This is a genomic window from Staphylococcus sp. AS1337 (genome assembly GCF_051408735.1).
Classification (GTDB): domain Bacteria; phylum Bacillota; class Bacilli; order Staphylococcales; family Staphylococcaceae; genus Staphylococcus; species Staphylococcus xylosus_B.
In genome coordinates, this window is the sequence record NZ_JBOIHZ010000002.1 from 347,623 (window position 1) to 371,812 (window position 24,190).

26 protein-coding genes and 1 other RNA gene are annotated in these 24,190 nt (G+C 31.3%); 25 read left to right on the forward strand and 2 right to left on the reverse strand.

Annotated features, from left to right (window positions below; translation table 11 throughout):
• Nucleotides 1–9: 9 nt before the first annotated feature.
• The 7 genes from ACSUE0_RS04415 to ACSUE0_RS04445 all read left to right on the forward strand — a co-directional run bounded on the left by ACSUE0_RS04415 (nt 10) and on the right by ACSUE0_RS04445 (nt 8,732).
• Nucleotides 10–372: a DivIVA domain-containing protein gene (locus tag ACSUE0_RS04415; protein WP_017724491.1), complete on the forward strand. Its 363-nt coding sequence runs from the start codon at nt 10–12 to the stop codon at nt 370–372.
• A gap of 139 nt (nt 373–511) precedes the next feature.
• Nucleotides 512–886, forward strand: an RNA gene (gene rnpB, locus ACSUE0_RS04420) — RNase P RNA component class B.
• A gap of 167 nt (nt 887–1,053) precedes the next feature.
• On the forward strand, nt 1,054–2,187 hold the full coding sequence (locus tag ACSUE0_RS04425; protein WP_017724489.1) for a THUMP domain-containing class I SAM-dependent RNA methyltransferase: 1,134 nt from the start codon (nt 1,054–1,056) through the stop codon (nt 2,185–2,187).
• Nucleotides 2,188–2,227: 40 nt separating this feature from the next.
• Entirely contained in the window at nt 2,228–3,133 is a 906-nt protein-coding gene (gene rarD / locus ACSUE0_RS04430) for an EamA family transporter RarD (RefSeq protein ID WP_119614772.1), read from the forward strand.
• A gap of 283 nt (nt 3,134–3,416) precedes the next feature.
• Entirely contained in the window at nt 3,417–4,052 is a 636-nt protein-coding gene (locus ACSUE0_RS04435; protein ID WP_119614771.1) for an SDR family oxidoreductase, read from the forward strand.
• A gap of 337 nt (nt 4,053–4,389) precedes the next feature.
• Nucleotides 4,390–7,830, forward strand: coding sequence for a dynamin family protein (locus ACSUE0_RS04440; protein ID WP_436956251.1), 3,441 nt, complete (start codon nt 4,390–4,392; stop codon nt 7,828–7,830).
• Between the two features lie 20 nt (nt 7,831–7,850).
• Nucleotides 7,851–8,732: a 5'-3' exonuclease gene (locus tag ACSUE0_RS04445; protein ID WP_119614948.1), complete on the forward strand. Its 882-nt coding sequence runs from the start codon at nt 7,851–7,853 to the stop codon at nt 8,730–8,732.
• A 120-nt stretch (nt 8,733–8,852) separates the two neighbouring features.
• Here ACSUE0_RS04445 and ACSUE0_RS04450 read toward each other — a convergent pair whose 3' ends face one another.
• Nucleotides 8,853–9,257 (reverse strand): ribonuclease HI family protein, encoded by a 405-nt coding sequence (locus tag ACSUE0_RS04450; RefSeq protein WP_436956253.1) that lies wholly within the window; start codon nt 9,255–9,257, stop codon nt 8,853–8,855.
• Between the two features lie 171 nt (nt 9,258–9,428).
• Here ACSUE0_RS04450 and ACSUE0_RS04455 point away from each other — a divergent pair, with 171 nt between their 5' ends.
• Nucleotides 9,429–10,001 (forward strand): RBBP9/YdeN family alpha/beta hydrolase, encoded by a 573-nt coding sequence (locus ACSUE0_RS04455; protein WP_343237131.1) that lies wholly within the window; start codon nt 9,429–9,431, stop codon nt 9,999–10,001.
• 16 nt (nt 10,002–10,017) lie between these two features.
• Here the strand turns inward: ACSUE0_RS04455 and ACSUE0_RS04460 are convergent, their stop codons facing one another.
• The gene (locus ACSUE0_RS04460) at nt 10,018–10,722 is read right to left on the reverse strand and encodes a queuosine precursor transporter (RefSeq protein WP_107556252.1); all 705 of its coding nucleotides are present in this window, start codon (nt 10,720–10,722) and stop codon (nt 10,018–10,020) included.
• Nucleotides 10,723–10,973: 251 nt separating this feature from the next.
• Here ACSUE0_RS04460 and ACSUE0_RS04465 point away from each other — a divergent pair, with 251 nt between their 5' ends.
• From ACSUE0_RS04465 to ACSUE0_RS04545, 17 genes are all read left to right on the forward strand, one after another.
• Nucleotides 10,974–11,168, forward strand: coding sequence for a zinc-finger domain-containing protein (locus ACSUE0_RS04465; protein ID WP_119614945.1), 195 nt, complete (start codon nt 10,974–10,976; stop codon nt 11,166–11,168).
• Between the two features lie 16 nt (nt 11,169–11,184).
• Nucleotides 11,185–11,442 carry a NifU N-terminal domain-containing protein gene (locus ACSUE0_RS04470; protein ID WP_119614944.1) on the forward strand — a complete coding sequence of 86 codons (258 nt, stop codon included), beginning with the start codon at nt 11,185–11,187 and terminating at the stop codon, nt 11,440–11,442.
• Between the two features lie 15 nt (nt 11,443–11,457).
• A complete protein-coding gene (locus ACSUE0_RS04475) occupies nt 11,458–12,576 on the forward strand; it encodes a conserved virulence factor C family protein (RefSeq protein ID WP_436956256.1) in 1,119 nt (372 codons plus the stop codon).
• A 41-nt stretch (nt 12,577–12,617) separates the two neighbouring features.
• Nucleotides 12,618–13,052 carry a bacilliredoxin BrxA gene (gene brxA, locus ACSUE0_RS04480; RefSeq protein ID WP_119614942.1) on the forward strand — a complete coding sequence of 145 codons (435 nt, stop codon included), beginning with the start codon at nt 12,618–12,620 and terminating at the stop codon, nt 13,050–13,052.
• A gap of 334 nt (nt 13,053–13,386) precedes the next feature.
• A complete protein-coding gene (locus tag ACSUE0_RS04485) occupies nt 13,387–14,343 on the forward strand; it encodes a thymidylate synthase (protein ID WP_436956258.1) in 957 nt (318 codons plus the stop codon).
• Nucleotides 14,344–14,443: 100 nt separating this feature from the next.
• On the forward strand, nt 14,444–14,929 hold the full coding sequence (locus ACSUE0_RS04490; RefSeq protein WP_436956260.1) for a dihydrofolate reductase: 486 nt from the start codon (nt 14,444–14,446) through the stop codon (nt 14,927–14,929).
• A 9-nt stretch (nt 14,930–14,938) separates the two neighbouring features.
• On the forward strand, nt 14,939–15,778 hold the full coding sequence (locus ACSUE0_RS04495) for a DegV family protein (RefSeq protein WP_119615144.1): 840 nt from the start codon (nt 14,939–14,941) through the stop codon (nt 15,776–15,778).
• A gap of 125 nt (nt 15,779–15,903) precedes the next feature.
• Complete coding sequence (gene msrA, locus ACSUE0_RS04500; protein ID WP_436956262.1) at nt 15,904–16,431, forward strand: peptide-methionine (S)-S-oxide reductase MsrA; 528 nt, start codon at nt 15,904–15,906, stop codon at nt 16,429–16,431.
• Nucleotides 16,424–16,852, forward strand: a complete 429-nt coding sequence (msrB, locus tag ACSUE0_RS04505) for a peptide-methionine (R)-S-oxide reductase MsrB (protein ID WP_017724473.1) — start codon at nt 16,424–16,426, stop codon at nt 16,850–16,852. Before msrA ends, msrB begins: the two co-directional genes overlap by 8 nt.
• A gap of 14 nt (nt 16,853–16,866) precedes the next feature.
• Nucleotides 16,867–17,367, forward strand: coding sequence for a PTS sugar transporter subunit IIA (locus ACSUE0_RS04510; protein ID WP_017724472.1), 501 nt, complete (start codon nt 16,867–16,869; stop codon nt 17,365–17,367).
• Nucleotides 17,367–17,588: a YozE family protein gene (locus tag ACSUE0_RS04515; protein ID WP_436956265.1), complete on the forward strand. Its 222-nt coding sequence runs from the start codon at nt 17,367–17,369 to the stop codon at nt 17,586–17,588. Before ACSUE0_RS04510 ends, ACSUE0_RS04515 begins: the two co-directional genes overlap by 1 nt.
• Nucleotides 17,589–17,742: 154 nt before the next feature.
• Entirely contained in the window at nt 17,743–19,218 is a 1,476-nt protein-coding gene (locus ACSUE0_RS04520; RefSeq protein WP_436956267.1) for a S41 family peptidase, read from the forward strand.
• A 21-nt stretch (nt 19,219–19,239) separates the two neighbouring features.
• Entirely contained in the window at nt 19,240–19,749 is a 510-nt protein-coding gene (locus tag ACSUE0_RS04525) for a GNAT family N-acetyltransferase (RefSeq protein ID WP_119614863.1), read from the forward strand.
• 10 nt (nt 19,750–19,759) lie between these two features.
• Complete coding sequence (locus ACSUE0_RS04530; protein WP_119614864.1) at nt 19,760–20,833, forward strand: undecaprenyldiphospho-muramoylpentapeptide beta-N-acetylglucosaminyltransferase; 1,074 nt, start codon at nt 19,760–19,762, stop codon at nt 20,831–20,833.
• Nucleotides 20,834–20,848: 15 nt separating this feature from the next.
• A complete protein-coding gene (locus ACSUE0_RS04535; protein ID WP_119614865.1) occupies nt 20,849–21,463 on the forward strand; it encodes a phosphatase PAP2 family protein in 615 nt (204 codons plus the stop codon).
• 539 nt (nt 21,464–22,002) lie between these two features.
• The gene (locus ACSUE0_RS04540) at nt 22,003–22,665 is read left to right on the forward strand and encodes a response regulator transcription factor (protein WP_436956270.1); all 663 of its coding nucleotides are present in this window, start codon (nt 22,003–22,005) and stop codon (nt 22,663–22,665) included.
• A complete protein-coding gene (locus ACSUE0_RS04545; RefSeq protein ID WP_119614867.1) occupies nt 22,662–24,017 on the forward strand; it encodes a HAMP domain-containing sensor histidine kinase in 1,356 nt (451 codons plus the stop codon). Before ACSUE0_RS04540 ends, ACSUE0_RS04545 begins: the two co-directional genes overlap by 4 nt.
• The last annotated feature ends 173 nt before the right edge of the window (nt 24,018–24,190 follow it).

Sequence of the window (24,190 nt, forward strand, 5' to 3'; positions counted from 1 at the left end):
GTGGAAAAAATGTCAGATGTTTCATTAAAATTATCAGCAAAAGATATTTATGAAAAAGATTTTGAAAAAACTATGACTCGTGGCTATAGAAGAGAAGAAGTAGATGCCTTCTTAGACGATATTATAGCAGATTATCAAAAGATGGCAGATTTAGATAATGAAGTTGTAAAACTTTCAGAAGAAAACAATAAACTAAAAAAAGAATTAGAAGAGTTACGTTTACGTGTTGCTACATCGAGACCACAAGAAAATAAAAATTTCTCTTCAAACAGTAATGCAACAACTAAAAGTAATAACAATAATAACAACAATAACAATGTAGATATTCTAAAACGAATATCTAATCTAGAAAAAGCAGTTTTCGGAAAATAACATACACGTGCATTGTGCTGATGAAATGTTATTAGCGTAGATTTCATATCATCTACATAAAGATAAGTTTTGATTTTTTCAAAACTTATCTTATTTTATTTGTTTAACAACTAAAATAATGATATACTTCTTGGGATGGTGTTTCGGGTAATCGCTATAGCGATATAGAGGAAAGTCCATGCTCACACAATCTGAGATGATTGTAGTGTTCGTGCTTGATGAAACAATAAGTCAAGGCATTAAGTTGACGGCAATGAAATAACCTAAGTCTTAGGATACGGTTAGATTAGTTTGAAAGTGCCACAGTGACGTAGCTTTTATAGAAATATAAAAGGTGGAACGCGGTAAACCCCTCGAGTGAGCAATCCAAATTAGGTAGGAGCACTTATTTAGCGGAATTCAACGTATATTTAAGGCATACTTTAGATAGTATGTAGACAGATGGTTACCACCAGCGTACGAGTGTTTCTAGTACACGTTCGCAGTACAATGGTACAAAACATGGCTTACAGAAATATCATCACTAGACCCAAGCTCTCCCAATATAGGAGAGCTTTTTTAATTGGTTAAAATGAATTGAAATAATCATCAGTTCACTATAGAACTTGATGCAATGTCATATCTATTTAAAATAACTTTTGATAAAATAAAATAAAATCTTTAATAAGAAGGAGCAAAACAATGTATCAATTATTAGCTGTATGTCCAATGGGATTAGAAGCAGTTGTAGCCAAAGAAATTCAAGAGTTAGGTTATGAAACAACTGTCGAAAATGGCAAAATCTTCTTTGAAGGCGATGAAACTGCAATTGTTAAATGTAACTTATGGTTACGCACAGCCGACAGAATCAAAATAGTAGTTGGACAATTTAAAACTACAACTTTTGAGGAACTATTTGAAAAGACAAAAGCATTGCCTTGGGAAACATTGATTGAACAAAACGGTAACTTCCCTGTACAAGGTCGTAGTGTTAAATCAACATTATATAGTGTGCCTGACTGTCAAGCTATCGTTAAGAAAGCAATTGTAGAGCGCTTAAAGCACGCTTATCAAGAACGTGGGTGGTTAAGTGAAAATGGAGCAAAATATCCAGTTGAAGTGGCTATTTTAAAAGATAATGCACTGTTAACTATAGATACTTCTGGTTCAGGCTTAAATAAACGTGGCTATCGTTTGGCACAAGGTGAAGCTCCAATTAAAGAAACACTAGCAGCAAGTTTAATCCGCCTAGCTAACTGGACAGGTGACACGCCTTTGGTTGATCCATTTTGTGGGTCGGGGACAATCGCAATTGAAGCTTGTTTAATCGCTCAAAACATCGCTCCTGGTTTCAATCGTGATTTTGTATCAGAAAAATGGGATATTATGCCAGATAGTTTATATGACGAAATGAGAGACGAAGCCGATCAACAAGCAAATTATGATCGTGAGCTAGAAATATATGCCTATGATATAGATCCAGAAATGATTGAAATAGCGCGCAGAAATGCTGAAGAGGTTGGTCTCGCTGATATTATTCAATTTAATGTTAAAGACGTTAACACATTAACTTTAGACGATGAAAAACCATATGCATTAATTGGTAACCCACCATACGGCGAACGTATAGGTGATAGAGATAAAGTCGAAGAAATGTATCGTTATATTGGATCACTTATGCAAAATCATCCACAAATATCAACTTACGTTCTTACAAGCAATACTGAATTCGAATTTTTAGTTAATAAGAAAGCAACAAAACGCAGAAAATTATTTAATGGTTATATTGAATGTACTTATTATCAATATTGGGGAGAGAAAAAACCTCGCAAGTAAATTTTTCTCATGTCTTGATTATTAGAAAGAGGTGTTACAATTGAATACAGAATTTAAAAAAGGAATTATCTTTGCTTTTGGAGCATATTTCTTATGGGGAATACTACCCATTTATTGGGGATTAATTGACGATATAGGAGCATTTGAAATATTAGCATTTCGAATTGTACTTTCAATGATTTTTATGCTATTTATCGTTACCCTTACTAAAAATACTGCGCCATTTAAACGAGATATTCAACGACTATTTACGAATCCAATACAACTCATTGCGATTATTGCAGCTGGCTATGTGATAACAATTAATTGGGGCACATTCATATGGGCTGTTACAAATGGACACGTGTTACAATCCAGTTTAGGTTACTACATAAATCCACTTGTAAGTATTTTACTTGCATTAATATTTTTAAAGGAGCGATTCAATAAACTTGAATGGATTGCCATAGGGCTTGCTGTTGTAGGTGTGTTATATATGACATTGAAAATAGGGGTATTTCCTGGTATTTCTTTATTGTTAGCAGGTTCATTTGGAATCTATGGATTGATTAAAAAACTTGTTCCTATAGATGCTATAAGCAGTATAACTATCGAATGTATTGTAACAGCGCCTGCTGGATTTATCTATTTATGGTATATATGGCATCACGGTGGACTTACATTTGGTATGAACGTTTCTTCTTTTTGGTTGTTATTCTCAGGAGCCGTTACAGCAGTTCCACTTATATTGTTCTCAGCCGGTGCCAGACGCATACCGTTATCATTAACTGGCTTCATACAATATATCGGACCTACTTTAATGTTTTTAATTGGCATCTTCCTATTCAAAGAGCCATTTGATTTAGATCAACTCATTACATTTATCTTTATTTGGGTGGGTATTATAATTTATAGCATTTCACAATATGTAAAAATCAAAAAAGATAAAAACCCAGTGATAAATTAAATTAACTATAAAATAATGTCTCTAGCGCAAGGACATCGTATTACATTTATGTGTGTAAACCGTCCTTGAACTAGGGTTTTTATTTTTTGAAAATATAATTTATAGCTTTTGACAATTCTACTTTCACGTTTACTTAACTAAAAATAGGATAACTATAATATTGTGAGTGTAAACATAAGAAGTGAATTATTTAGAAAAAATAATTATACTATACATAACACTATTAAATAATAAGAGAAAAATAAGGTCTCGTATAATAACTAAAATGTACAGGAGTGATTAGATGACAAGAGTATTGATACTAGGAGCTAATGGTGCGATTTCTAAAGCAGCTATCAACTCATTTTTAGAAAATACAACATATACCTTAAGATTATTTTTAAGAGATGCAAACAGATTACCTGACTACGCCTCAGATCGTATACGAGTTCGTGAAGGCGATGCCACAAATTTAGATGATGTTACTAATGCAATGGAAGATGTTGATATTGTTTTCGCCTCATTATCCGGTAATTTAGATAAAGAGGCACAAACAATTGTCGAAGCCATGGATGCAAATAAAGTAAAACGACTTGTATTTGTTACATCACTTGGTATCTACAATGAAATCCCAGGTAAATTTGGTGAGTGGGTACAAACTCAAATTAGCGAATCATTACCAGTCTATAAAAAAGCTGCAGACATAATTGAACAATCCGGTCTTGATTATACAATATTCAGACCAGCTTGGTTAACTGATATAAACGAAATTGATTACGAAATCACTAAAAAAGATCAACCATTTAATGGGACTGAAGTATCTAGAAAAAGTGTAGCTGCAGTAGCAGTACAAATTGCCAAGAATCCAGAACTATATTTAAATGAAAACATTGGTATAAATAAACCAAATACAAATTTCGATAAACCAAGATGGAAATAATTGATTTAAAATTAACATATTAAAAGCCAGTCCGAGACATCAATAGTTGCCTCGGGCTGGCTTTTGTAAATATAGAGAAAACAATTACAAATATTAGAGAAATATGACGAAGTCAATTCAGCAAAAAAGCATTTCTAATACGTCATATCATTGAATTTTAAATTTTGAAATTCAAAAAATATTAAAGGATTATACAACTTGTACCTATAACATCTTTAATTAAATGGTAGTATTTTCAATTTCTAACAACTTATTTTAAAATACTTACTTTAGACAAGTAACGATTTGTTATACAATAAGTAGTAATTACATATAAGTAATAAAGGGGATACGAAACATGTCTAATACTGAGCAACTCGATATTTTATATAAATTAAAAAAAGAAGTAGAAAAATCTAAAAATGGTAGATTAGTCCATATTATCAATCAAGTAATTAAAAAAGTGTTTTTAGAACAATATACTGCTACTTTTGTAGGTCATTTTTCAGCAGGAAAATCCACATTAATCAATTTACTACTAGAAGAAACGATATTACCAAGTTCTCCCGTGCCTACAACTAGTAATACCGCAATTGTTTCTGTCGCAGAGCAGCCAGGAATTATTGCAAATCTAAGTAATAAACAATATACATTATTAAATAATTACGATGATGTAAAAAAAATGAATCGCGAAAATTTCGATGTGGAATCTGTGGAAATTAAATTCCCGTCTGATAAATTTCGCAAAGGATTTACATTACAAGACACACCTGGAGTCGACTCTAATGTATCTAGCCACCAATCTAGTACAGAAGAGTTTATGTATACCAGCAACGTCCTCTTCTATACAGTAGATTATAATCACGTCCAATCTGCTTTAAATTTTCAATTTATGAAACAACTGAATCAAGCAGGTGTTCCAGTCGTGTTTGTAATTAACCAAATTGATAAGCATAATGAAGACGAAATCAGTTTCGACACATTTAAATCACGTGTTGAAAAATCAATAGCAGAATGGGAAATCGATTTAGATAAAACTTTTTATGTTTCTAAATTTAGTCATACACATAATGAAATCGAAGCACTTTCAAAATATCTCGTAGAAAAAGATAACAATCGTGAAACAATTGAGGATTATGTTAATCGAATCGTAAAATTCATCACAGAAGAACAATTATCCTATATTAAATACGAAATCCAAGATCTTTTAGATAAATTGGATATTTTCGAGGCGGACTTTGAACAAGCTTATATCAATTTCAAACAACACCAGCAGGTTAGCGAAGAAGCAAAGCTATTAAACAACCCCAATGAGTTGTATGAATTTTTAAAACAAAAAAGACAAGCAATTATCGATAATGCTTATATAATGACACACGATACAAGAGAAACGATTCGAATATATTTAGAAAGCCGTACTAAAGACTTCACAGTTGGCGGACTTTTTAATAAAAAGAAAAAAACACAAGAGGAACAACAGCGTAGATTAAATCAAGCACTTGCGCAATTACAAGAAAAAGTTAACCAAGAGATCAGACAACCACTTAGAGAAGATATGTCATTTTTAACTCGCTTTATAAATGATTCTGAAATAAATGAAGCTATATTAAATCAACATTATGAAATCCCAGAATCATTAATAACTGATTTATATCAAACACAGATTACCATTAGCAATCAGTATGTATTAACATTTTGTGATGATTTAATGAAATCTCTTAAACAGTATATCGGCAAATCATCTGATCCATTGTTCAAAGAAGCTATCAATCATGCTCAAGCAAATGATATTGGTATAGAGCAAGAAGATGACTATAATGATTATGAAAAATTTATGGAAATGCGTAATCTAAGGGAATCACTTGAGACACAAAATTACTTACATTATTACATTCACATAGATGACTCTCTCGATAAACTTATAGATAGAAAAGAAATCACTTACACACCAAAAGTAAATAAAGTAAAATCCGTTAATCATTCGAAAACAGAAACTTCTATAGAACCAAACCAAGAAGATAAAACACAAAATATTAAGCATGCGCTTGAAATTATTAAAGATGTACCGTTGTTCGAACAGAGCAAACAAAATATAGATGACACACTTACTCGACTAGATAACAAAATAGTCAAAATTGGTGTGTTCGGGACGTTTAGTGCTGGTAAAAGTAGTTTAATTAATGCTTTATTAGGTGATAATTATTTAGTAAGTTCACCGAACCCTACAACAGCAGCTATGACAGAACTAACATACGGTCACGAAAGCCAAATTACGTTAAAATCGGCCGAACAACTTTTAGAAGAAATAAACCAAGTTTTTGAAGTGGAAAATATTACATTTGATAGTATCGAGGCACTTTTAAATAAAAATACCAATAAATTAAAAGCATCACTAGAAAAAAATAAGCTAGCTTTTGTGAATGCAGTAGAGAAACATTATGGCATGTATCAAGACATGCTTAAAAATGGTTTAATACACACAATCGACCAAGATGAAATTAAAAAATGGAGCGCAGAAGACGAGTATGCTACATTTGTTAATACTGTTCATTTAAAATTACCTGTAGATTGGTTAAAAGATAAAATTATAGTAGATTCACTAGGACTGCACTCTAATAATCAACGTCATACTAATGAAACTGAAAAAGTATTAACATCAGCTGATTTAATTTTGTATGTTAGTTACTTTAACCATTCATTTACAGATAATGACAAACGCTTTATTGAACATATGAAAGCAATGAACCAATTAAACGAAAACCAAGCATTTAAAATGATAATTAATGCAACAGATTTAGCAGAGACAGAGGAAGATTTAAATGCGGTTATTGAATACGTAGGAGATGCTTTAACTCAAGTTAATATGGATTCAGACATCTTCGCAGTTTCAAGTAGAGAAGCATTAAAAACAAACGACATTGGTATCGAAAGACTTAAGAAGAGTATTGAACATTTTGTTCAAGTTGAATCCAAAAATATCCTACAAAAACAAATGTTGGGTCAACTTCACCATATTTCTGAAGCATATGAACAAATGATTGAAGCATTTCATAATGATAAAGCAGAAATCAACCAACGTAATCAAAAATTACAAAGTTATGATAAAACAACAATTTTCAAAAACAATCTACTTCAAATCGCTGAACAACGAACATCAAATGAAGTAGACGATCAAATCTATCATTTAAATGAACGATTAAAATTACAATTATTAGATGAAGTTAAATCTATCTATAATGGACAAATGACTAAAAACACGAATTTCAATGAGGAAAAACGTCAATCAACAAAATTATACTTAGATCAAATTCACCAGCGATTATATCTAGAGCAATCACTGCTTGTAGAACGTATAAAAAAATATTTCCATGAACAATTACACACTGAAATTGCACCATTAAAACAAAAGTTACAACAGTTGCACGTGTTTATAGAACCTGAATTTGATAAAAGTGAAATTGAGTTAGATAATCCTTACTTAAAAATCGATTTAACTCAAATGATTGACGCATTACCAAAATCACTTTCTAAAAAGAATATCTTACAGCCTAAAACGCAAAGCACAATTCAAGAACAAATAACACAAGAAACGATTAATTTATTAGCACCTTGTATTGCTAATTTAAGACAAGCTGTTAACGAAACAGTTGTGCAAATGCAAAGTAATGCTGAAGATAAATTTAATCAATTTGAAAATGATGCACATAGCAAAATTAAGGAACTTTTATCTTTTGAAGTTGACGATGCATTTATTCAACAACTACAAGAAACAAATAATAATTTAAAACCATATATGTAATTAGAGGAAGAGGTACTTTTATGTCCAAAAAAATATTATTAATTGATGGCATGGCTTTACTATTTCGCCATTTCTTTGCCACAAGTCTGCACAAACAATTTATGAGAAACTCTTCGGGAACACCAACAAATGGTGTTCAAGGGTTTGTACGCCATGTCTTTACTGCAATAAACGAAATTCAACCAACACATGTAGCTGTATGTTGGGATATGGGGAAATCTACTTTTAGAAACGATATGTTCGATGGTTACAAGCAAAATCGTCCTGCACCCCCAGACGAACTGATACCACAATTCGATTACGTCAAAGAAGTCTCTAACCAATTCGGTTTTGTTAATATAGGAGTCCAAAATTTTGAAGCAGATGATGTCATTGGTACTTTAGCAGAAGCCTATTCTGAACAAAACCAAGTTTATATCGTGACAGGGGATAGAGATATTTTACAATGTATTAATCCAAATGTTGAGATTTGGTTAACCAAAAAGGGATTTAATATCTACAATCGTTACACATTAAATAGATTCCAAAGTGAATATGGTTTGAACCCTTCACAACTTGTAGACGTTAAAGCATTTATGGGCGACACTGCGGACGGATATCCTGGAGTAAAAGGTATCGGAGAAAAAACAGCAATCAAACTAATTCAAAATCACGGTTCAGTTGAATCTGTTATTTCTTCTTTAGAACAATTAACACCTGGTCAGCGTAATAAAATAGAAACCGATATGGACAATCTTAAACTTTCAAAAACCTTAGCAAAAATCCATACAGAAGTTCCTTTAAATACAAATGACTTATTAGATGATATGGCATTTGGTACTGAAATAACAAAAGTTTTAAATATATGTAACGAACACGAGTTATATGTATCTGGTAAATATCTAGCTACTCATTTTAGTTAACTCAAATACATGTGACTAAGACTTATAAACTTTATACAAAGCGGACATATAAATTCAAAGTTTTTACTTTGATTTCATATGTCCGCTTTCTTCATTTTTAGTAAATTACTAGTAAGGTACTTATTTTTTATTTTGCTTTGTTATTTTATAAAGTTCATTTTTAGCATGATGATTTGCCTCTTTGTTTTGGTTTCTAGGTACCCATCTAACGAAAAACAATTCGAAATGCTGTTCTAACACTAACATCTTATCATAATAAAGTTTGAATTTTTCATTTTTAACGCTACCTTTATTAATACTATCCTCTATAAGTTTCGAATCTGTAAACACTAAAGCTGTGGATATATCATGTTTAACAGCACATTCCAAAGAAAATATTAAAGATGCCCATTCAGCACTATGATTATCCATAACACCTAAATCTTTTGTATAGTGAAAGCGCTCATCGTCAATTACTAACACGACTGCACATGCGCTTACGCCAGGATTACCAGCTGTAGCAGCATCAAAGTAAATTTTTGCCATAATTTCCACCTTTATCTATCATTTATGTTTATTTTATTTTATCAAACCAAGCACATATATACTATTTACACGACATTAAATTTCTTGTGAAATTATATGATATAGCTTATACTTTTAATTATCCATACTAAATGAGTCGGATTTGAAAGGACGTTGATATATTTGAAAAATATGTTTATTATACACGGTTATCAAGCAACTACTAAAAGCCATTGGTTTCAGTGGTTAGCTGCCGAAATGAAGCAGTTTGGTTATTCTACGGAAATCGTGTATTTACCGAATACAAACCAACCCAATTTAGATGAATGGATAACAGCTATACAAAATAGTTTAGAAAATAAGCTAAATGCAGAAACCATCATTGTTGCACATAGTTTAGGTGTAATAACTATACTTGATTATTTTTCTAAGCTTAAACACGCTCCGAATATTAAAGGCCTATTTCTCGTTTCTGGATTTAATGAGCAATTAACAAATTTACCAGAACTTGATCACTATATATTACAAACTCAGATTGATTTCCGTAAGATTAATGCACAGCACATCGTAACGATTGCCGGTAGCCATGACCCAATTGTCAATATTGATGCAACCGACAGATTGTCTCATGAATTAAAGACGGAAACATTACATGTGTCACACGAAGGTCATTTCCTTGATAGTGATGGATATAGGACTTTCAATTTTCTAAAAGACCAAATCACTCAAACATTAAATAATAAAAACTCTAGGACTGGTAGTTAACCAATCCTAGAGTTTTTTAGTAACCTTCATCTAGTTTGTTTATTTTACCCTTGCGGTACATTGATTTAGCCCAATAACCAAAAGGAACATTAAATATCGTTGATATCACTTTCAATAAGTAAGTAGTTATAAAGATTTCAAAAACTGCAGCATTTGGCATAGAACCGATAAATGCAATCGATACAAATAGTGCAGTATCAATAATATTACTGATGATTGTACTGCCGTATGCTCTAATAATAAACGTTTTATCTGAACTAAAAAGTTTTTTTATTAAACTAAATAATAATACGTCTAAATGTTGGCCGATAATGTAAGCAATCACAGATCCCAATGCAATTCTAGGAACAAGGTTAAAGATACTTTCTAATGCTTGTTGAGAACTATCAATTGGCGATGGTGTGAAATGCAATGACATTTGCATAACAATAATCATAACCAAGGTAGAACTAAAACCTATCCAAACTGCCCGTTTTGCAACTTTTCTACCATAAATATCATTTAATATGTCTGTCGCAAGATAGATCGAAGCGAACATGACATTACCCAAAGTTGCAGAAATCGTAAATACATCTACAGTTTTAATCACTTGAATGTTTGCAATAATCGTACCTATTGCAACCCAAGCAATCAGACCATGTTTACCAAACAATCTATACATGGCTACTAATAAAAGAAATGTTACTAAAAATGTTACTACTCCAAATATTTCATTAAACAATTTATTTGCCTCCTAAATTTTGTTGATGCGGGTGTTTAGAAACCGCAAAATAAACAACTAAATAATTTTACCAAATAAAACAAAAAATACAAGCAAATTAAATAAAATCATTGCCAAATGTAGATAAAAATTGTGCATAAATTTTAAGATTAAACAAACATTGTTACAAATGATATAATGATTCTAAGTGTCAAATCCTTGTAAATTTAATGTATTTATTAGGGACATTTTACTTATAGAATAACAGGAGAGTGGCGAGTATTCTAACTTATTCTGAAAAAGAAGCAATAGAAGCAATAGATCATCTTATGAACACATATTGCAATAAATGCTTACTTAAACATCACATTAATAAAACTCAAGGAAAAACACATGCCCACCATTTTTGCATATCAGAATGTTCGGTAGGGAAAGAAATTAAACAATTAGGCAATGAGCTGCAATAATTAGGAGGAATTTTAAATGGAAATCGTAGAGGTAGCACAAACACCAAACCCAAATACAATGAAAATCGTTTTACAATTATCAGGTGAGGACTATAAACCTAACACGTATACTTCTGTCAAAGAAGGTCAACCTGATTTTATCAATGCAATACTTGAATTAGAAGGCATTAAGTCTATTTTTCAAGCTATGAATTTCATATCCGTTGATAAGAAATCTGATTCCAATTGGGACGACTTATTACCAAGAGTAACCAAAACATTAGAAAATATATAATAAGGAGGTTCTTAAATGGAAATCGTACGTGTTGAACCTACGCCAAGTCCTAACACGATGAAAATTGTACTAAATGATAAGAGAAAAGATAATAAATCAAATACGTATACTACCATCCAAGATGACCAACCCAACTTTATCAATGACGTATTAGCCGTAGAAGGTATCAAATCTATATTTTATGTTATGGATTTTCTTGCAATAGATAAAAAACCAAAATACGACTGGGAAACATTATTGCCTAAAGTCACTGCTACATTAAATAAAGATGTAGCAGAATTAGAAGAACCTATGCCAGATGAACATTTTGGAGAAGTTAAGGCTGAAGTTTTAAAATTTAAAGGCATTCCTTATCAAGTAAAACTAACAACTAATTCAGAAGAAAAACGTAAGCAATTACCTGAAATTTTTGTAGATAGCATGCTTGCAGCACAGAAGGACGACGATAATATCGTTTTTCAACGCAAGTGGGAAGATTTAGGAGTTCGTTACGGTGAACTTGATGAAATTATGTCAGAAGTTTTTGAAGAGATATTAGCAATTTATCCCGATGACAAATTAGAAACACTCGTACAAGATGCATTAAACACAGATGTAGTAATTCCTGAAAAGCATTACCAGCATGTGTCACTTGAAACTTATCAAGCTACAGAAGATTGGAAAGAACGTTTAAGAATGTTGAAGGCTTTCCCAACACCAACAGAACAAGATTTCCCATTATTAGGAGATGCTGTCAGTGAAGAAGAGAAAACACCTTTAAGACGTGAAGCTATCGTCTTACTTGGAATGGTAGAAGATAAGGCTGTGCTGCCATATCTATTTAAAGGTTTACGCGATAAGAGTCCAGCAGTAAGACGAACTGCAGGTGACTGTTTAAGTGATTTAGGTTTTAAACAAGCCTTACCAGAGATGGAAAAAGCATTAGACGATCCACAAAAAATTGTTAGATGGAGAGCTGCGATGTTCATTTTTGACGAAGGTGGTCCAGAGCAATTAGAATCTTTACATGCACACGAGAATGATTCAGCATATGAAGTTAAACTTCAAATCGAAATGGCGATTGAAAGAATTGAAAATGGAGATCAAGCTCTGGGCTCAGTTTGGAAACAAATTGCTAACAGAAATAAAATATAATTGTTAAAATATTTATTATTAGATTTTAAGGAGTGTTGGAAATGAATGCATATGAAGCATATATGAACGAACTTGCTACACAGATGCGTAGCGAATTAACCGGGCGTGATTTTGAAAGTTTAGAGACTTCAGATGATGTGACGAACTATATGAATAACGTTTCAACAGACGACACTACATTCGTTGTAATCAATTCAACGTGTGGATGTGCAGCTGGTTTAGCTAGACCAGCTGCTGTAACTGTTGTAGAGCAAAATGAAAAAAAACCAACTAATAAAGTGACTGTTTTTGCCGGTCAAGATAAAGAAGCTACTGAGACGATGCGAAATTACATTCAACAAGTACCATCAAGCCCATCGTATGCATTGTTTAAAGGACAAGAGTTGAAACACTTTATCCCACGCGAACACATTGAAGGCAGAGATATTCAAGATATATGCATGGATATCAAAGATGCCTTTGATGAACATTGTTAATATGGTCAAAAATACATCTTATCTTAATTAAGTAAACTTATATAAATTCGAAACGGTAAAATAAATTTATACAGTTTAAAATTAATACTAATTAAACATATTTAAATGCCAACTTACTACGTATCTATTTTTTAATCTTGAGATATGACTAAGTTGGCATTTATTTTTTAAAATAATGCTACTTTTATAACGTTTACACTGAAATGTTGTATAATTTACCTAACATGCAATATTTTTACACAATCTTTTTTACACAATCTATAGTAAATTCTTTTAATTGTTGCTAATATCCAATAAGATTAAATAAAAATATAATTGAAAGGAGTGTGCTATTATGTTAAATAGTTTCGACCAATCTTACCATAATCTGTGTGAAGAAATTCTTGAGATAGGAAAACAAAAAAACGATCGCACAAATACCGGCACAATTTCAAAATTTGGACATCAACTCAGATTTGATTTATCTAAAGGATTTCCTCTACTGACGACAAAAAAAGTTTCATTCAAATTAATCGCTACTGAATTATTATGGTTTATTAAAGGTGATACGAATATCAAATATTTACTTCAATACAACAATAATATTTGGAATGAATGGGCTTTTGAAAATTACGTAAATTCATCTGATTATCATGGACCAGACATGACTAATTTTGGTCATAAAGCACAAACTGACGAAGCTTTCAATGCAATTTATAAAGAAGAAATGCAGAAATTTAAGCAACAAATATTAAATGATAATGATTTCGCTTCAAAATACGGTGATTTAGGTAATGTTTATGGTAAACAATGGCGCGATTGGGAAGATAAACAAGGTAACCATTTCGATCAGTTAAAAACAGTAATTAATCAAATTAAAAATAACCCTAATTCTCGTAGACATATCATTTCTGCGTGGAATCCAACTGAAATTGATACAATGGCTTTACCACCATGCCATACGATGTTCCAATTTTATGTTCAAGATGGAAAATTGAGTTGCCAATTATATCAGAGAAGTGCTGATATATTCTTAGGTGTGCCATTTAACATTGCAAGTTATAGTTTATTAACGCACTTAATAGCTAAAGAATGTGGTTTAGAAGTCGGAGAATTTGTGCATACTTTTGGTGATGCTCATATTTACTCAAATCATATCGATGCAATAGAAACACAATTATCACGTGATAGTTTTGAACCACCTAAACTTAAAATTAATTCTGATGCTTCAATTTTCGATATAAATTATGAAGATTTAGAAATTGTAGATTATGAATCTCATCCTGCTATTAAAGCACCGATTGCAGTTTAAAACATAAGCTTTTATTTAAATTAATAAACCTTTTACTATATAATTAAGACCATGAACTTTATAAATACTTATTTAGAATTTCACTATTAGGAGGAAAATTATGACACTGTCGATACTAGTAGCTCATGACCAACAACGTGTCATCGGGGTAAATAATCAATTACCTTGGCACTTACCTAGTGATTTAAAACATGTTAAAGCTTTAACAACGGGCAATACGCTTGTCATGGGACGTGCAACATTTGATTCTATTGGGAAACCACTTCCTAATAGACGTAATGTTGTTTTAACAAGAAACAAATCATTCCACCATGAAGGTGTAGATGTCATACACTCTATGGAAGATATTTATAACTTACCAGGGCATGTATTCATTTTTGGTGGTCAATCACTCTTTGAAGAAATGATTGATAAAGTTGATGATATGTATATCACTGTGATAGAAGATAAATATAATGGCGATACATTTTTCCCGCCATATACTTTTAAAGAATGGGAAGTTGAATCATCAGTCAAGGGGGAAATTGATGAAAAGAACACAATTCCTCACACTTTTTTATATTTGACACGTAAGGAAACTTCATAGGAGGAAATTATGATGAAAAAGAAAATTGTAACCGATTCAACATCTGATTTGTCACACGAGTATTTATCTGATAATGATATACATGTGATACCACTTAATTTAACAATCAATGGCGAAGCCTATGTAGACCAAGTAGATATTTCATCTGAAGCATATATTCAAAAAATGCAGGAAGATGCAGATGTTAAAACAAGCCAACCCGCAATTGGTAAATTTATTGAAATGTATGACGAACTAGGTGCAGACGGTTCTGAAATTATAAGTATTCATATGACTTCAGGTTTAAGTGGCACATATCAAACAGCGCTACAGGCGAGTCAAATGACTGATAGTAAGATAACAGTTATTGATTCTAAATCCATTTCTTTTGGGCTAGGTTATCAAGTACAGCATATTGTAGACTGGAATAACGAAGGATATGACACTACAGATATCGTATCTAAAATTACTGAATTACAAAAAAATATAAAACTGTATGTTGTAATAGGTCAATTGAGTCAACTAATCAAAGGTGGTCGCATTAGTAAAACTAAAGGTTTGATTGGTAATATGATGAAAATCAAACCAATTGGAACACTTGAAGATGGCAAAATCGAATTAATACACAATTCAAGAACTCAAAATGCAAGTGTACAATTTTTAAAGAAAGAAATTAGTTCATTTATTGGTGATAGAAATATAAAATCTATAGGAATTGCACATGCAAATATTATTGAATTTGTAGATAAAGTTAAAAAACATTTTTCAGAAGAATTCAACTTTACACAGTTCGACACAAATGTAACAACACCTGTGATTAGTACACATACAGGTCAAGGTGCAATTGGTCTCGTAGTTTTAAAATCATAAGTCCATTAAAGGGTCGCTATGAATATACTTGAAACAATATGTCTTAATTAATAAATAAACAATTTTATAGCGTATCTCTTAAAATAATGGTAACTTTATGACAAAATAGACTTAGGAGGTATATTATGGCTTATGCAACATTAGCTGGAGGTTGTTTTTGGTGTTTAGTTAAACCATTCACTTCATATCCAGGTATAGAGAGTGTTATTTCTGGATATAGTGGTGGTCATACTGATAATCCTAATTATGAAAGTGTAAGTACTAACCAAACGGGTCATGTAGAAGCAGTACAAATCACCTATAATCCGGAAATTACTTCCTTCGAAAATATATTAGATGTTTATTTTAAAACATTTGATCCAACAGACAATGACGGTCAATTTTTTGATCGTGGTGAACATTACGAGCCAGCAATTTTTTATCATGATGAAACACAAAAAAAAGCTGCCGAAGCAAAGATACAACAATTAAACGAGCAAGCAATATTTGATAATCCTGTTATCACGCCCATTAAACCGTATAAAAACTTTTATCCTGCAGAATCTTATCATCAAGATTATTATAAAAAAAACCCGCTACATTATGAACAATATCAACGCGGTTCAGGACGTAAAGGTTTTATAGAAAAGCATTGGGGGAAACAAAATGATTAAAAAAAATAAAAATGATTTAAACGAAATGGAGTACTTAGTTACACAAGAAAATGGTACTGAACCTCCATTTCAAAACGAATATTGGAATCACTTTGATAAAGGTATCTATGTAGACAAAATTTCTGGGAAGCCATTATTCACTTCAGAAGAAAAATTTGAGTCAGATTGTGGTTGGCCAAGTTTTTCAAAAGCATTAGATAATGAAGAAATTATTGAACTTGTAGATAAAACATTTGGCATGGTAAGAACGGAAGTTCGTTCAGAAGATGCAAATAGTCATTTAGGCCATGTATTTAATGATGGACCAAAAGAAAGTGGCGGCTTGAGATATTGCATTAATTCTGCTGCAGTACAATTCATACCATTCGACAAGCTAGAAGAACTAGGTTATGCAGATTTAATACCACATTTTGAAAAATAAGGAGCGAACAAGATATGTTTAAAAAATTATTCGGTAAAGGTAAAGAAGTAAATAAAGATAGCGCTATTTATGCACCACTTTCTGGAGAATATGTAAAAATTGAAGACATACCAGACCCAGTATTTGCTCAAAAAATGATGGGTGAAGGTTTCGGTATTAACCCAACAAATGGAGAAGTCGTTTCACCAATTGATGGTAAAGTAGACAATGTCTTCCCAACAAAACATGCTATTGGCCTTAAAGCTGATAACGGATTAGAATTACTTGTTCATATCGGTTTAGATACTGTTCAATTAGATGGCCAAGGTTTTGATATCCTTGTCGAAAGTGGCGACACTGTAAATGTTGGAGATCCATTACTTAAATTTGATTTAGACTACATTAAGGAACATGCTAAGTCCGTTATTTCTCCAATCATTATTACAAATTCTGATAATACATCTTCAATTTCTGTTTCTGATGTAACTACAGTTACAAAAGGCGAAACTAAAATCGTTGATGTAACAATGAACTAATGAAAGATCATTCATTTTATCAATTTGCACTTACGGTACGAGGCCGTAGTGACGCAAAAGGCGAATTAGCAGAAGAAATTTTTGATGACTTATCTTTCCCAAGACAAGAAAAAGATTTTCATATACTTTCTGAATATATTGAAACTCGAGGAGACTATACAGTTTCATTAGCCGTATTTGATGATTTATATGAAGAATATACAGAGTGGCTAAAATTTTAATACTTAAATAATTGAGGAGATATAGTAAAATATATTAAAATATTTAAGTATCATTTACAGGGCTGGGATTAAACTAAATGGTTCAATCCCAGCTAATTTTATTTTATGACAAATGGATAGATTTTATTTTTACATATGTATTGGAAGTGATTAAATGTCAGATCATAAAGACATAAACGAACAAAATATTGATGCTAACGAAGATAAAGATCAACAAACAAATTCAAAAACCTTTAAATTCAAACGCAGTTATTTCATTTTACTATTATTAGCTACCATACTTATTACAGCAGTAATTACTGTTTTCGCTACAATATGGATAGGTAATTGGAAAAGTGGTTTAACAAGCAACCAAAGGCATGAAGTACAAAAGATAGAAGAAGTTTATAAAACTTTAAACAATGAATATTACAAAGATACAAATCCTGAAAAACTTTCTTCTGCAGCAATTGATGGTATGGTAAAAGATTTAGATGATCCTTATTCAGATTACATGACAAAGGATGAAACAAAATCATTTAATGAAGATGTTTCTGGTGATTTTGTTGGTATTGGCGCAGAAATGCAAAAAAAAGGTGATAAAATTGAAATTACAAGTCCGATGAAACAATCACCAGCAGAAAAAGCAGGTATTCAACCAAAAGATATCGTTAAAAAAGTGGATGGTAAATCCATAAAAGGACAACCTTTAGAGGCTATTGTTAAAAAAGTGAGAGGCAAACAAGGTACAGACGTTACTTTAACTATTGAACGAGCTAATCAAACGCATGATATTACAATTAAACGTGATAAAATCCATGTAAAAAGCGTTGAATATGAAAAACATAAAAATGTGGGTGTCTTTACAATTAATAAATTTCAAAATAGTACTTCTGGCGAACTAAAATCATCATTGATTAAAGCACATAAAGATGGTGTACGTAAAATCGTTTTAGATTTACGCAATAATCCTGGGGGCCTTTTAGATGAGGCTGTAAAAATGGCTAATATTTTCATAGATAAGGGAGAAACTGTAGTTCAACTTGAAAAAGGCAAACACAAAGAAAAGATACAGACTTCAAATGATGCCTTAAAAGAAGCAAATGATATGGACGTATCTATTTTAGTTAATAAAGGATCAGCCAGCGCATCAGAAGTTTTTACTGGCGCTATGAAAGACTATGATAAGGCAAAAGTTTATGGTGCTAAAACATTCGGTAAAGGTATTGTTCAAACAACACACGAATTTGATGATGGCTCCTTATTAAAATTCACTAATATGAAATGGTTAACACCAAAATCTCATTATATACATGGCAAAGGTATTGAACCTGATACTAAAATAAGCGAACCAGCATATCAATCTTTAAATGTCATTCCTAATGATAAAACGTACCACTTGGGTGATAATGATAAAAATGTTAAAACAATAAAAGTAGGTTTAACTGCATTAGGTCATAAGACGTCAAATGAATCCAATGAGTTTGATAGCTCACTAGAAACTGCAATTAAGTCATTCCAAAAAGAAAATGACTTAAAAGTGAATGGCACTTTTAATAAAGAAACAAATGAGAAGTTCACACAACAATTAGTAAATAAGGCAAATAAAGAAGATACTGTACTCAATAAACTTTTAAAAACAATAAATTAAAATTAGAGAGGTATAAGTTTCATGATTAGAATTGCTAACAAAAATGATTTGTTAAGTATATTAAATATTGTTGAAGAAGCTAAAGCAACTATGCAACAAGATAACAATAATCAGTGGGATGAGCACTATCCTTTAGAAGAACATTTTAAGAAAGATATAGAGAAAGAAGCACTCTTTGTAATAGAAGAAAATGATGAAATTTTTGCGTTTATAGTTGTCGACCAAGAACAAGCAGAGTGGTATGATAATTTAGAATGGCCTGTTAATAGACAAGGTGCATATGTCATTCATAGACTTGCCGGTTCAGCAAGCTATAAAGGGGCTGCAACACAATTATTTGATTTTGCAGTTAATCTTGCACTTGATCATGATATTCATGTGATATTGACAGATACTTTTGCATTAAATAAGCGTGCGCAAGGTCTATTTAGTAAGTTTGGATTTAATAAAGTAGGCGAAATAGAGATTGATTATCATCCTTTTAATAAAGGGGCACCATTTTATGCCTATTATAAAAAATTAGAAGAATAGAGGTAATAATATGACGAAAATCGCATTTACCGGTGGAGGCACAGTTGGTCATGTATCAGTTAATTTAAGTTTAATTCCAACTGCACTCGAAGAAGGTTACGAAGCCTTTTATATCGGTTCAAAAAAAGGCATTGAACGTGAAATGATCGAATCTCAGTTACCTTCTATTAAATATCATTCGATATCTAGCGGTAAATTGAGACGATATATATCATGGGATAATATCAAAGACGTATTTAAAGTTTTAAAGGGTATATTAGACGCGAGAAGTGTATTAAAAAAGGAAAAACCTGATTTATTATTTTCTAAAGGTGGGTTTGTTTCTGTACCTGTAGTTATAGCAGCTAAATCTTTAAAGATTCCTACTATTATACATGAATCTGATTTAACACCAGGTCTAGCAAATAAAATTTCGCTCAAATTTGCTAAAAAGATTTATACTACATTTGAAGATACCCTACAATTTTTACCTAAAGAAAAAGCAGATTTTGTAGGTGCAACTGTTAGGGAAGATCTTAAAACTGGAGATAAAAAGAGAGGTTATCAACTCACAGAGTTCAAAGATAACAAAAAGGTACTATTAGTTATGGGCGGTAGTTTAGGAAGTAAAAAGCTTAATAGTATCATTAGAGAAAACCTTGATGCTTTGCAGGCTTCTTATCAAATTATTCATTTAACAGGTAAAGGGCTAATCGATGAACAATATACGAATCAAAAAGATTATATTCAATTTGACTTTGTTAAAGATGATTTAACTGATTTACTTGCTATTACTGATACAGTAATTAGTCGCGCTGGTTCAAATGCAATTTACGAATTCTTAGCCCTTCGTATACCGATGCTTTTAATACCATTAGGACTCGATCAATCACGAGGTGATCAAATTGATAATGCTAAGAACTTTGAAACTAAAGGTTTTGGTAAGACAATCCCTGAAGATGCTTTAACCGAACAAAAATTAATAGATCAATTAAATGATATTGAAACTAATCGTGATACAATAATTAATCAAATGCAAACATATAAAGAAAGTTTCACGCGACAAGACTTATTTAGAAAAATAATTAAAGACGCATTAAGTTAATAAGGAGGTTATGCAATGAGTCGTTGGAAAAGAATATCTTTACTCATCATTTTCACGTTAATATTTGGCATCATTGCATTCTTCCACGAATCTAGGCTAGGTAAGTGGATTGATAACGAAGTGTATGAATTTATATATTCTTCTGAAAGTTTTATCACTACAACTATTTTTCTTGGTGTTACTAAAATTGGAGAAGTATGGGCAATGGTTTGTTTATCGCTTTTATTAATAGCTTATTTAATGTTAAAACGCCTAAATATCGAAGCACTATTTTTTGCAATTGCTATGGGGTTATCAAGTACACTAAATCCTTTATTAAAAAATATCTTTGATAGAGAACGTCCAACATTACTTAGGCTAATAGACATCTCAGGTTTCAGTTTTCCAAGTGGACATGCAATGGGCTCTGCAGCTTTTTTTGGAAGCGCCATGTATATTGCCAATCGAACAATGAAAGGTAGATCAAAAGCCTTCATGGTTGGTTTATCTGCTTTATTTATCATTATGATTTCAACATCGCGTGTGTATCTTGGTGTCCATTATCCTACCGATATCATTGCAGGTATTATCGGTGGCGCATTCTGCGTAATTCTATCAACATTAATATTACGTCACAAATTACAAATTTAATTCCTGTTAATCAAGTGCTCTCCGAAAAGTTCAAACTTTGCAGAGAGCATTTTTGCATTATCTTAATAGAGCAATAACTTAAATGAAATGATTTAAATAATATAAACTGAGAAATTCTCAACGTAAAAAGACAGTTAAATGATAATGTAATCATCTAACTGTCTAATATGTGTCAAAATTTATTATAAAAACCGATTTTACAAAGTAAAACCGGTTTTTATATTCACGTTGTCTCGCAACGTTAGTCTTTTACGGGCATATAAAAGGGGATATTTTTGAAAATGATCAATCCAAATAAGAACGAAATATGTGTGGGGGGGAATGTCTTACTTTTGGAATTGATAATCATTTTCAATTACATTATACAATACTGAGAATGATTGTCAATTGAATTTCCGAAATTTTTTAATTTCGTAAGAAAACTCTGTAAATTAGCATCGATCGTATTAATTCATAAGGACTTTTAATATATAATTATTTTTAGCAATGACTTTCTACAATTAACTATTTCATATAATATATAACTTGAGGTGCTACTTATGACAAAAATTTTAATAGTAGAAGATGAACAAAATCTTGCTCGTTTTATTGAACTTGAACTTGAGCATGAAAACTATGAGGTCGATATTGAATATGATGGACAACCTGGTTTAAATAAAGCATTAACTAATGATTATGATCTAATTCTCTTAGATTTAATGTTACCAAGTATAAATGGCCTAGAAATATGTAGGCAAATTCGTCAACAACAAACAACGCCTATAATCATTATTACAGCAAAAAGTGATACGTATGATAAAGTAGCTGGATTAGATTACGGCGCAGATGATTATATAGTAAAACCATTTGATATAGAAGAATTATTAGCTAGAATTCGCGCTATGTTACGACGCCAGCCACAAAAAAATGTGATTGATATTAAAGGTATTATCATTGATAAAGATGCATTTAAGGTAACCGTCGATGGCCAATCTTTAGATTTAACTAAAACAGAGTATGATTTATTATATCTATTAGCAGATAATAAAAATCACGTATTACAAAGGGAACAAATTATTACGGATGTATGGGGATATGACACAGAAGTAGAAACAAACGTCGTTGATGTTTATATACGTTATTTAAGAAATAAACTCAAACCATTTGGTAAAGATAAATGTATAGAAACTGTTCGTGGCGTTGGGTATGTGATTAGACAATGAAACAGCGTAAATTAAAAACTAAATGGATGATGATTACTACAACCATTACATTTTTAACTATATTTGTATTTAGTCTAATTATTATATTCTTTTTAAGTAGCTCACTCAGACATAACGAATTAAGCGAAGCTAATCGTAGTTCTGATGATATTGTTCAATTATTTGAATCAAAAAATATTGATCATATAACGCCCTTGGATTTAAATGCTTCATTAGGAAATTTTCAAAAAGTGATTCTATTTAATGATGATGAAAAAAAATTAATCGAAACTTCAAACGACAAATCAATTACCTTCTCACCAGAAGTAGTTCCTAAAGATAGAAATAATATTGTGATTAAAAAACATCACAACACCGATTATTTAATAATAACGGACCATATAGAATCGCCAAAATTTAACGGTTATAGTGTGATTGTACATTCTTTGGAAGATTACAACGCACTCGTTAATTCTCTTTACTTTATAGCATTAATCTTTGGGGTAATCGCTACGTTTATTACAGCAATTATTAGTTATTTCTTTTCATCACAAATCACAAAACCTTTAATATTGATGTCTAACAAAATGCAACAAATACGTCGAGATGGCTTCCAAGAAAAAGTTGAGTTATCTACAAACTACGAGGAAACTGATAACTTAATCGCTACGTTCAATGAAATGATGTTTCAATTGGAAGAATCGTTTAATCAGCAAAGACAGTTCGTTGAAGATGCTTCACATGAACTTCGAACGCCTTTACAAATTATACAAGGTCATTTGAATTTGATCAATCGATGGGGGAAAAAAGATGCAGCTATTTTAGAAGAATCTTTAGATATATCGTTAGAAGAAATGTCTAGAATTACAAAATTGGTAGAAGAATTATTATTACTTACGAAAGAAAATAATAATAGTCGAGATGGAAACATTGAAAATGTAGAAATCAATGCAGAAATTACGTCACGTATTAAATCATTGAAGCAACTTCATGAAGATTATACTTTTGAATTTGATGCATTTCCTAAGCCATTGAATATAAAAATCGACCGCTATCAATTAGAACAAGTTTTGATTATTTTTATTGATAATGCAATGAAATATGATCAGGTTAACAAACATATCCATATTCAGACAAAGTTAAGAAATAAACAAACATCTATAGAAATTACAGATCATGGTGTTGGTATTCCTAAGGAGGATATTGAATTTATCTTTGATAGATTTTACAGGGTAGATAAATCACGTTCACGTAAACTAGGCGGTAATGGATTAGGGCTATCAATCGCCAAAAAGATAATAGAATTAAATCATGGTAAGATTCAAGTAGATAGTGTAGTAGGTCAATATACAACTTTTAAAATTACATTTTAATAATACTTCTATTGACTTTTAAAAAATAATACAGCAACAAACAAAAACACCTAAACTAATATTAAAGGTACATTCAGCGCGGGTTAATTCTAATCTATTGTTATTCAAAAAATGTACTTGTGACACTTTCCAAGAATACAAAATACACTTACAACGAATTTTTTCACTATTGT